Origin of the sequence: Bacteroides sp. An19 (assembly GCF_002160215.1) — a bacterium.
Lineage (GTDB): Bacteria > Bacteroidota > Bacteroidia > Bacteroidales > Bacteroidaceae > Phocaeicola > Phocaeicola intestinalis.
Genome location: NZ_NFKD01000053.1, coordinates 21,251 through 32,190 on the forward strand (window position 1 = coordinate 21,251; position 10,940 = coordinate 32,190).

Genomic DNA, 10,940 nt, shown 5'->3' on the forward strand with positions numbered 1-10,940 from the left:
AACTTAAAAAACTTATAAACATAAAAAAAACTCATAACCATGAAAAAAGAAGCAAGATACCTCGTACCGAATGATTATATGGCAGACCCGTCTGTACATGTCTTTAACGGCAGATTATACATTTATCCCTCGCACGACTGGGAAAGTGGAGTTCCCGAAAACGATAATGGCGACCATTTTAATATGAAAGATTACCACGTATTCTCTACCGATGATGTAATGCACGGTGAAATCACCGACCACGGAGTTGTATTGAAAGTGGAAGATATCCCCTGGGCAGGACGCCAGTTGTGGGATTGCGACGTGGCTTTCAAAAACGGCAAATATTACATGTATTTCCCGATGAAAGACCGTAATGACATTTTCCGTCTGGGAGTAGCCATAAGCGACAAGCCCGAAGGTCCGTTTATTCCCGAAGCCAATCCGATGTGGGGAAGTTATAGCATCGACCCTGCCGTATTCTGCGATGAAGACGGAAGCCATTACATTTATTTTGGAGGTATCTGGGGCGGACAATTGCAACGCTACCGGGATAATAAGGCACTGGAAAGCGCCATCCTGCCCGAAGGCAACGAACCAGCTCTGCCCGGACGTGTGGTAAAACTCCGTGACGACATGATGCAGTTTGCCGAAGACCCTCGCCCTGTCCTCATTATCGACCAGGAAGGAAACCCACTGAAAGCCAATGACCCGCACCGTTTCTTCGAAGCATCGTGGATGCACAAATACAACGGGAAATACTATTTGTCATATTCTACGGGCGATACCCACTTCTTGTGTTATGCTATCGGAGACAATCCATACGGACCGTTCACCTATCAAGGAGTTATCCTCACACCGGTAGTGGGATGGACCACACATCACGCCATTGTAGAATACAAAGGCAAATGGTACCTCTTCCACCACGATTGTGTACCCTCTGGAGGAAAAACATGGTTGCGTAGTCTGAAAGTAGTAGAACTGGAATACGACGCAGAAGGAAAAATCATCACTATTGACGGAGGAGGAGAATGATACGAATGTTGCTTCTCAGCATATGCTTGCTGCTTGCTGGAGAACGGCTGTCCGCAGAAAACGGCAGCCGCCTCTGGCTACGGCAGGACACTACAGCAAATGCTAAGGTTGAATGTTCACTGCATTCTCATACACTGGATATAGCTTGCTCTGAACTGAAACGGACATGGAAAGGCACTCCTGTATCACTTGAGCTGTTCAATGATGCTACCCACACCGCTTTAGGACCCGAAGGTTATACCATCCGGTCGGGGAAAAACGGTATCACACTTGGGTCCATCTCCGAAAAAGGTCTGCTTTATGCCACCTATCACCTCTTACGACTTCAAGCAACCCAGCAAGACACTCAGTCACTCCATATCGAAGAACGTCCGGCGTATCCCATACGAATCCTCAACCATTGGGATAATCTGGACGGTACCATCGAACGTGGATATGCCGGACATTCACTTTGGAAATGGGACGAACTGCCAGCGACACTTTCTCCCCGTTACGAAGCATATGCCCGTGCCAACGCCTCCATCGGTATCAATGCTACAGTGTTGAATAATGTCAACGCCTCACCCGAAATGCTGGACACGCCTTATCTGAAGAAAGTAAAGGCACTGGCTGATATTTTCCGTCCTTACAACTTAAAAGTATACTTATCGGTAAATTTTGCTTCGCCGATGATTATAGGCAAATTGGCTACTGCCGACCCGTTGGATCCCCAAGTAGCAAACTGGTGGAAGCAGAAAGTACACGAAATATACAGTCTGATACCCGATTTCGGAGGTTTTCTGGTAAAAGCCAATTCTGAAGGCCAACCCGGACCATGCGATTATCACCGCACTCATGCCGAAGGCGCCAATATGTTGGCAGAGGCCTTAAAACCTTATGGAGGCATTGTAATGTGGCGTGCCTTTGTGTACAGTCCTTCTGATAACGACCGTGCCAAACAAGCCTATCTGGAATTTCAGCCCCTTGATGGAAAATTCCTCGACAATGTCATTGTACAGGTAAAGAACGGTCCGATTGACTTCCAGCCGCGTGAACCTTACAGCCCACTCTTCGGAGCGATGGAACATACCCCATTAATGGTGGAGTTTCAAGTAACACAAGAATACCTGGGACACTCCAACCACCTGGCTTACCTGGCACCGATGTGGAAAGAATTTTTCCAATATGTAAAACCGGAAAGCATACGTGCCATTGCGGGTGTATCGAATATCGGAGACGAAAGTAATTGGTGCGGACACGATTTTGCACAAGCCAACTGGTATGCCTTCGGACGCCTGGCATGGAATCCGGAACTTTCTTCGGAAAGTATTGCCGATGAATGGCTGGCACAGACATTTACAGCCAACCCTCAATTTATACATCCCGTAGAGGATATGATGATGCAGAGCCGTGAAGCCGTAGTAGACTATATGATGCCCCTCGGACTACACCATATCTTTGCCTGGGGACACCACTATGGACCTGAACCTTGGTGCACCATTCCCGGAGCACGCCCCGACTGGCTTCCCTCTTATTACCACCAGGCCGACCGTACAGGACTTGGATTTGACCGTAGCCATACCGGAAGCAATGCCGTGGCACAATACCCCGACTCACTGGCGCGTATGTTCGACTCCATCGATACCTGTCCCGAAGAGTTCCTGCTTTGGTTTCACCATGCACCGTGGACACATACCATGAATAACGGAACTACTTTATGGGAAGAATTATGCCGCCATTACCAACATGGTGTAGACAAGACACGGAACTTCTGCCAGACTTGGGAGGAAGTAAAACCTTATGTGGATACAGAACGTTGGAATGCCGTAAACGAACGGCTTCAAATTCAAACCAATGATGCAGTGTGGTGGAAAGATGCTTGCCTGCTCTACTTCCAGCAGTTTTCAAAAATGTCTTTTCCGAAAGATATAGAGCGTCCTGTACATAAATTGAAGAAATTGATGAAGGTAAAACTTCCCATCAGCAATTACGAACGGCCTACGCCTGAAATGCTACCGAAAATAAAGTAAAAAACAAATGAATGCACGCAAACAGCCAATATATACTCCTGAAAAATGAATATATACTGCATCAGCAGTTGAATATATACTGCATCGGCAGTTGAATATATACTGCATCAGCGGTTGAATATATACTGCGTTTGCAACCCAACCGAATTGGCTGATTGCAGAGATTCATTTAATTGATATTCAAAAAAAGAGGATATGCATATCTGCATACTCTCTTTTTCTTTTTACGTTACCGAAGCATCAGTCCACCATCATCACCCATCCGTACGGGTCGGGTTCGTCACCATACTGGATGGCACGAAGCTTGTGGTAGAGCTTTTCGCTGATGGGGCCCGGCTTGCCGTCTTTCGAAATGACATACGACTTGTGGTTCTCCAAATCATCGATACGTTCTATCGGGCTGATGACCGCAGCCGTACCGCACGCGCCGGCTTCTTCGAACGTTTCCAGTTCCTCTTCGGGGATAGGACGGCGTTCTACCTTCAAGCCCATGTCCTCTGCCAGCTGCATCAAGCTCTTGTTGGTAATGGACGGCAGGATAGAAGTAGAAAGCGGAGTAACATACGTATTATCCTTGATGCCGAAGAAGTTGGCTGCACCGCACTCGTCGATGTATTTCTTTTCTTTTGCATCGAGATAAAACTCGCACGCATAACCCGCATCATGCGCCATCTTGTTGGCACGCAGGCTGGCTGCATAGTTTCCACCCACCTTGTATGTACCTGTACCGAGCGGAGCAGCGCGGTCGAACTCACGGATAATCACATACGAGTTCGTAGCAAAGCCTCCTTTAAAATACGGGCCTACCGGAGTGACGAATATCACAAACAAATATTCACTTGCCGGATGTACGCCTACCTGTGCCCCCGTCCCGATAAGCAACGGACGGATATAAAGAGCCGCACCACTTTCGTAAGGCGGAATGAAACGTTCGTTGGCTTTCACCACTTTGCGTACAGCTTCGCAGAACAACTCTGTCGGAAGTTCGGGCATCAAAATACCCCGGCATGTGCTTTGCAAACGTTCTGCATTGGCTTGCGGACGGAATACACGAACCTTGCCGTCTTTGCCGCGGAACGCTTTCAACCCTTCGAACGCTTCTTGCCCGTAATGAAGGCAAGTAGCCGCCATGTGGATATTCAATGTCTCCTCCGAGCACAATTCCAATTCTCCCCATTTCCCGTCGCGATAATAGCAACGTACGTTGTAATCTGTCTTCATATACCCGAACGGCAGATTAGCCCAATCGATTTCTTTCATGCGAATAATATGTTTTAAATGTTACATTTCGTTATAAACAATGCAACAAATGTAAGAGTTATATTTACAAAATCCAATTTAATCCGCACTTTTTTCTTCTTTGCTTCCTTCATCAAGCATCTTTTTGATTTCCGCATCCGCCTTATAGAGTTTTTCTCTACAATATTTAATCAGACGCTGAGCTTCCTGTAAGCGGCCTGCCAGCTCGTCGATGTCCAGTTCATTGCTTTCAATCTGCGCCACGATTGCTTCCAGCCGCTTCATCGCTTCAGAATATGTTTCTTTTTTGGTTGCCATAATATATAATGAAAACTTACCTATAATACCTTACTTTTAAACTCTCCTTTTGCTACTCGCGTCACTATCTTGTCACCCGGCGAGAGCAAAGCTGGGTCTGTCACCGCCTTACCGTCTTTCAATGTAATGCTATATCCTTTCTGCAACAGCAGGTCGGGAGATGCCGATTTGACTTGTTGCTCAATCAACAGCAGATGCTGGGTTTCCCGTTGCAGACGTGAACAGAGCACCACGCCCAACCGTCGGTCTAATTGCAAACGATAATCTTCCTTAATCAAACGGGTCTGCCAAGCCAAATGCATACGCTTCAACAAACGTTCCTGACGGAATCCTTCATCCTGCAAACACATTTGTACACGTGCCGGAATACGTGCCACCCAATGTTCTAAACGTTCTTTCTGCCGTTCTAACCAAGCAGGCACTTTCTGATAAAAGAACGACACATATTCATCCAACCTACCAGCAGTCTCACGCAAATGATTGATTAAGAACTCGGCAGCAGCCGTAGGAGTCTTTACCCGCGTATGCGCCACCATGTCAATCACCGTATCATCGCGCTCATGGCCGATACCGGTAATGATTGGCAAAGGAAACTGAGCACAATTCGTTGCCAGTTCATACGTATCGAACCCTGACAAATCTGATGTCGCTCCACCTCCACGGATAATCACCACTACATCCCAATGTTCCAGCTCGGCATAAACCCGGTTTAAGGCACGGATAATGGAATCCTCGACCTGCTCGCCTTGCATCACCGCCGGAAACAATTTGGTATAAAACACAAAACCGAAGGCATTGCGCTCCAACTGGTCGCAAAAATCTCCATACCCCGCCGCCGTGGGCGAAGATATCACGGCAATGCGTTGGGTAAGTTCGGGCAATTCCAACTCCTTATTTAATGTAAGCACGCCTTCTTCTTCCAAGCGTTGCAAGATTTCTCTTCTCCGCTTTGCCATATCCCCCAGCGTATACGTAGGATCGATGTCGATAACGGTAAGCGAATAGCCGTAAAGCTCATGAAAATCCACCGTTACCCTTACCAGCACTTTCAGCCCTGCCACGAATGCCTGTCCGGTTTCCCGCTCGAAATAAGGCTTCAGTTCACGGAATACATTGCTCCAGACAATGCCCCGCGCCTTGGCAAGCAAGGCATTGCTCTTCGGGTCTTTCTGTACAAATTCCAGATAGCAATGCCCCGAATAGTTGGTCCGCACATCACTCAGCTCCGCCTGCACCCAATACGCATCGGGCATGGACAAGCGGACACTTTGGCGCACCAAGGCATTCAATTCGTATAAAGATAGAGGAGTATGTTCCATAAAAGTCCAAAATTCTTGGGAGCAAAGATACAATTAATAAATGAAGAACGAAGGATGAAGAATGAAGAATCGCTTCGCCCGCATGGAATTCTTCATTCTCCATTCTTCGTTCTTCATTAATTTTGATTACCTTTGCACCCGGATTTAATGGTAAAAAGAGTTTTATGTCACAAAAAGGAACCGCTTCCGAATTAGGCACACAACCTATCGGCAAACTATTGACGCAATATGCCGTCCCTGCCATCATCGCCATGACGGCTTCTTCACTTTACAACATGATAGACAGCATCTTCATCGGGCACGGTGTAGGCGCTATGGCCATCTCCGGACTTGCCATCACATTCCCCCTGATGAACCTTGCCGCCGCATTCGGCTCGCTGGTTGGTGTAGGTGCTTCTACGCTGGTTTCGGTGAAGTTAGGGCAAAAAGATTATACTACCGCCCAGCATATCTTGGGCAATGTCGTATCGCTGAATGTCCTTATCGGCATCGGATTCACGATTCTTTCCCTCTTGTTTCTCGAACCGATTCTATATTTCTTCGGAGCGAGCGAAGCGACCATCCCTTACGCACGCGATTACATGATTGTCATCCTCTTGGGCAATGTGGTGACACACATGTACCTGGGGCTGAACTCGGTGCTCCGCGCGGCGGGTTATCCGCAAAAGGCGATGTTCGCCACAATCATGACCGTCGTAATCAACACCATCCTTGCTCCGATATTCATCTTCGTGTTCCATTGGGGCATCCAGGGAGTGGCGTTGGCTACTGTATTGGCGCAAATCATCGCCCTGACATGGCAAATCAAGCTTTTCTGCCGGAAAAACGAACTGCTCCGCCTGAAGAAAGGCATTTACCGCCTGCAAAGCCATTTGGTGCAGAACATCATCGGCATCGGGCTGGCTCCGTTCTTCATGAACATAGCCGCCTGCATGATTGTCATCTTAATCAATAAGGGATTAAAGCTGTACGACGGAGACCTTGCCATCGGAGCGTTCGGTATCGTGAACCGCATCAGCTTCCTCTTCGTCATGATTGTCATGGGGCTGAACCAAGGCATGCAGCCCATAGCCGGATACAACTACGGCGCACGCCAATACGGACGCGTGAACCAGGTAATGAAAATCACCGTGATAGCCGCCACTATCGTAACGACAACCGGTTTCCTGGTGGGCGAACTGATACCCGAACTCGTGGCAAAAGCCTTTACCACCGACCAGACCCTGATAGACCTTTCGGCACGCGGGCTGCGCATCACGGTAATGTTCTTCCCCATCATCGGATTCCAGATGGTCACGTCAAACTTCTTCCAAAGCATCGGCATGGCAAAAAAAGCCATCATCCTTTCGCTGAGCCGGCAGGTGATGATACTTATCCCGCTCCTGCTGATTCTCCCGCTCTTCTGGGGTGCAGACGGCATCTGGTTCAGCATGCCCATCTCCGACCTTGCAGCCAGCATCATCGCCGCCATTATGCTCTACCGCCAGTTCAAGCTATTCAAACAGAAAACGATATAAAAAATCCGGGTGGGATAACAGCAGAAACGCTATTCACCCACCCGGAGTCTAACTTGAATAATGTGCTTTCGGAATGCCATCACGGATAGCCGCAAAAAATTATCTGCCATTTCTATCCAAACACTTTCCACGCATCTCAACTCACCTCTTCACATTCGCGAAGCCACAGCGTTGCACTGGCATCGCTCGGCATACGCCAGTCACCACGCGGACTTAGCGATACGGAACCCACCTTCGGACCATCGGGCAGACAAGAACGCTTAAACTGCTGACTGAAGAAGCGACGGAAGAAGTTCGACAACCATTTCTTAAGAGTATCATCATCGTAAGTACCACGGAAAGCTACTTTTGCCAGATAATAAATTTTGGCGGGACGGAAACCGAAACGCAAAAAATGATAAAGGAAAAAGTCATGAAGTTCATAAGGACCTACCAAGTCCTCGGTCTTCTGCCGGATATTGCCATCCTCATCAGCTGGTATCAGTTCAGGACTGATAGGGGTATCAATGATATCGAGCAGCGTAGCACGTGAACCGGCATCTACCGTTTCTGCTACCCACGTGACCAGATAACGTACCAAAGTCTTTGGAATACCGGCATTGATTCCATACATCGACATATGGTCGGCATTGTAAGTACACCAGCCCAAAGCAAGTTCGGAAAGGTCGCCCGTACCAATTACCAATCCCCCTACCTTGTTGGCATAGTCCATCAGAATCTGTGTCCGCTCACGTGCCTGCACGTTTTCATAGGTCACGTCATGCACATCAGGATTATGTCCGATATCTTTAAAATGCTGAAGGCAGGCATCACGAATGCTGATTTCACGTGAGGTAACCCCCAACGACTCCATCAGCGCAACAGCATTGCGATGAGTACGCCCTGTGGTGCCGAATCCTGGCATCGTAATGCCGACAATGCCCTTGCGCGACATCTCCAACTTGTCGAATGTCTTGACACATACCAACAACGCCAACGTAGAATCAAGTCCTCCCGAAATACCTACCACCACCGTCTTGCATCCTGTGTGTACCAACCGCTTTGCCAGCGCTGCTACCTGAATGGAAAAAATCTCCTCACATCTGCTGGCAAGCATCTGCCCCCCTGCCGGGACAAACGGATGTGGGTCTATCCGCCGAGTAAGTGTAAAATCTTTCTCCAATACCCTTTCGGTCTGTATAACCTTTATCGGCTCTCCTTGATACTGACTTATGTTGGCGGCAAAAGTTGTATTCACCAAACGTTCGCCCTGCAAACGTTCTACATCGATTTCACTTACCACCAGTTGCCTGTCAAAAGAAAAACGGTCGGAAGCTGCCAATAACGTACCGTTTTCGTATATCAGCGCATTACCCGCAAACACAACATCGGTAGTAGACTCGCCAAAACCACACGAAGCGAACACATATCCAGCCAAACAACGTGCAGATTGCTGAGCAAGCAACGAACGAAGATACTGATGTTTGCTGATATTTTCGGTATCGGCAGAAAGATTGAAAATGATATCGGCTCCTTTAAGAGCCAATGCCGAACTAGGCGGGACAGGCGCCCACACGTCTTCGCACAACTCTATGCCGAACCTTGTCTCGGCAGTCTCAAATAACAAATGAGGACTGACCGGAACGTTTTGCCCGTAAAGACGAACGGTAGACTCACCATCAAGCGAAGTGGCAGGAGCAAACCAGCGATGCTCATAAAATTCCTTATAATTGGGTAAATAAGTCTTGGGCACAGCTCCCAGAATCTTTCCTTTCTGAATAACTACGGCACAGTTCAGCAACATCGAGTCTACCCGAAGCGGCATACCCAAAATGGAAATGATATCCAACTGACGAGTATTGTTGAGCACGCGCATCAGTGCCATCTCTGCCTGCTCAAGTAACAATGCTTGCCCAAATAAGTCACCACACGAGTATCCAGTGAGGTTTAACTCGGGAAAAACCAATATCTGCACCCCGTTCCCCTCTGCCTTCGCTATCAGGCTTTCTGCCTGCTCTGCATTGTATGGGCAATCGGCTACCTTCACCAAAGGAATAGCGGCTGCCACTTTCACAAAACCATATTTCATAAGTATGTCATTTAATATCTTGGCTTACATCGGACAAAGATAATATAAAATAAGGTGTATCCCTTATCTATATTGAAAAAAAGTAAAAAAAGCATCTGTTATTTTGTACATAAAGAAAATATTTATACCTTTGCCAATGATTTAAAGTTGTAACAATTACAAATAAGGAATAATAAGATGAACGTTTACGAATATCTGCTCAGTTACCAAATCAAGCCGTCCGTACAACGCATTGCCATTATGGATTACTTGCTGAAGCATCATACTCATCCGTCCATCGATGAGATTTATATGGCTTTATGCCAAGATATTCCTACATTGTCGAAAACAACTGTCTACAACACCCTGAAACTGTTTGTAGAACACGGTGCAGCCCGCATGTTGACCATTGACGAACGGAATGCTTGCTTTGACGGAGACATATCTGTACATGCACATTTCCAATGTAAAGTATGCGGTAGAATCACGGACATCCCTCTATCGGCAGAAGAACCGGATGAGATTAAACATATGAAAAAAGAAGGTTTTCAAATAGAGGAAACACACCGATACTATAAGGGTATATGCCCTGAATGTTTGAAAATGAACAAGAACTGACCTAGGCCTTTGGCCATAGGCAAAAAACAACTAAATAACTAACAACTAAAAAACATTGAATTATGAAGAAATTTATCTGTACTGTATGTGGTTACATCTACGAAGGTGAAACAGCTCCTGAAAAATGTCCTTTGTGTAAAGCTCCCGCTTCCAAATTCAAAGAAATGGAAGAAGACAACAACGGTCTGACATTCGTTGACGAGCATGTAATCGGCGTAGCCAAAGGTTGCGATGAAGAAATGATTAAAGACTTGAACAATCACTTTATGGGTGAATGTACTGAAGTCGGCATGTACTTGGCAATGAGCCGTCAAGCTGACCGCGAAGGTTACCCCGAAGTAGCTGAAGCTTTCAAACGTTATGCTTGGGAAGAAGCTGAACATGCTTCTAAATTCGCTGAATTGCTAGGCGACTGTGTATGGGATACCAAGACTAATTTGGAAAAACGTATGAACGCAGAAGCTGGTGCTTGCGAAGATAAAAAACGTATTGCGACTCGTGCTAAACAGTTGAATCTGGACGCTATCCACGATACTGTTCATGAAATGGCAAAAGATGAGGCTCGTCACGGAAAAGGTTTCGAAGGTTTGTACAACAGATATTTCAAGAAATAATCTGAGTTCTATTTTAATGCAAAAGAGGTCGGAAAATTCCGATCTCTTTTTTTATCTTTCCACATATATAAAAACGAAGCACGGTCCGGAAAGAAAAAACTTCGGCTCTCATATCATATCGGACATATCGAGTAGGAGGTAAACACTAATCATAGGTGTTTATCTCCTATTTTCATGTTTACCGACCTCTCACACCACCGTACGTGCCGTTCGGCATACGGCGGTTCCTATTTTGGGTACCATTC

The 10,940-nt window shown here is 46.8% G+C and carries 9 protein-coding genes; 5 read left to right on the forward strand and 4 right to left on the reverse strand.

Annotation, left to right across the window (positions count from 1 at the left end; all coding sequences use genetic code 11):
• Positions 1-39 precede the first annotated feature (39 nt).
• Together B5F25_RS15995 and B5F25_RS16000 are read left to right on the forward strand one after the other, a co-directional pair.
• Positions 40-1,014 carry a glycoside hydrolase family 43 protein gene (locus tag B5F25_RS15995; RefSeq protein ID WP_022040793.1) on the forward strand — a complete coding sequence of 325 codons (975 nt, stop codon included), beginning with the start codon at positions 40-42 and terminating at the stop codon, positions 1,012-1,014.
• Positions 1,011-3,023 (forward strand): alpha-glucuronidase, encoded by a 2,013-nt coding sequence (locus tag B5F25_RS16000; RefSeq protein WP_087250709.1) that lies wholly within the window; start codon positions 1,011-1,013, stop codon positions 3,021-3,023. The genes B5F25_RS15995 and B5F25_RS16000 overlap by 4 nt, the downstream gene beginning before the upstream one ends.
• A gap of 240 nt (positions 3,024-3,263) precedes the next feature.
• Here B5F25_RS16000 and B5F25_RS16005 read toward each other — a convergent pair whose 3' ends face one another.
• The 3 genes from B5F25_RS16005 to xseA form a co-directional block, all read right to left on the reverse strand.
• Positions 3,264-4,283, reverse strand: coding sequence for a branched-chain amino acid aminotransferase (locus B5F25_RS16005; protein WP_013619206.1), 1,020 nt, complete (start codon positions 4,281-4,283; stop codon positions 3,264-3,266).
• A gap of 78 nt (positions 4,284-4,361) precedes the next feature.
• Positions 4,362-4,580, reverse strand: a complete 219-nt coding sequence (gene xseB / locus B5F25_RS16010; protein ID WP_087212528.1) for an exodeoxyribonuclease VII small subunit — start codon at positions 4,578-4,580, stop codon at positions 4,362-4,364.
• 20 nt (positions 4,581-4,600) lie between these two features.
• Positions 4,601-5,899: an exodeoxyribonuclease VII large subunit gene (gene xseA, locus B5F25_RS16015; RefSeq protein ID WP_087250711.1), complete on the reverse strand. Its 1,299-nt coding sequence runs from the start codon at positions 5,897-5,899 to the stop codon at positions 4,601-4,603.
• 164 nt (positions 5,900-6,063) lie between these two features.
• Between xseA and B5F25_RS16020 the strand changes: the two genes are divergently transcribed.
• Positions 6,064-7,416 (forward strand): MATE family efflux transporter, encoded by a 1,353-nt coding sequence (locus B5F25_RS16020; protein ID WP_022039308.1) that lies wholly within the window; start codon positions 6,064-6,066, stop codon positions 7,414-7,416.
• 136 nt (positions 7,417-7,552) lie between these two features.
• Here B5F25_RS16020 and B5F25_RS16025 read toward each other — a convergent pair whose 3' ends face one another.
• Positions 7,553-9,484, reverse strand: a complete 1,932-nt coding sequence (locus B5F25_RS16025; RefSeq protein WP_022039309.1) for an NAD(+) synthase — start codon at positions 9,482-9,484, stop codon at positions 7,553-7,555.
• Between the two features lie 177 nt (positions 9,485-9,661).
• On the opposite strand from B5F25_RS16025, the gene B5F25_RS16030 reads away from it, so the two are divergent.
• Both B5F25_RS16030 and B5F25_RS16035 read left to right on the forward strand, forming a co-directional pair.
• On the forward strand, positions 9,662-10,081 hold the full coding sequence (locus B5F25_RS16030) for a transcriptional repressor (RefSeq protein WP_022039310.1): 420 nt from the start codon (positions 9,662-9,664) through the stop codon (positions 10,079-10,081).
• 62 nt (positions 10,082-10,143) lie between these two features.
• The gene (locus tag B5F25_RS16035) at positions 10,144-10,695 is read left to right on the forward strand and encodes an NADH peroxidase (RefSeq protein WP_022039311.1); all 552 of its coding nucleotides are present in this window, start codon (positions 10,144-10,146) and stop codon (positions 10,693-10,695) included.
• Positions 10,696-10,940: the final 245 nt, after the last annotated feature.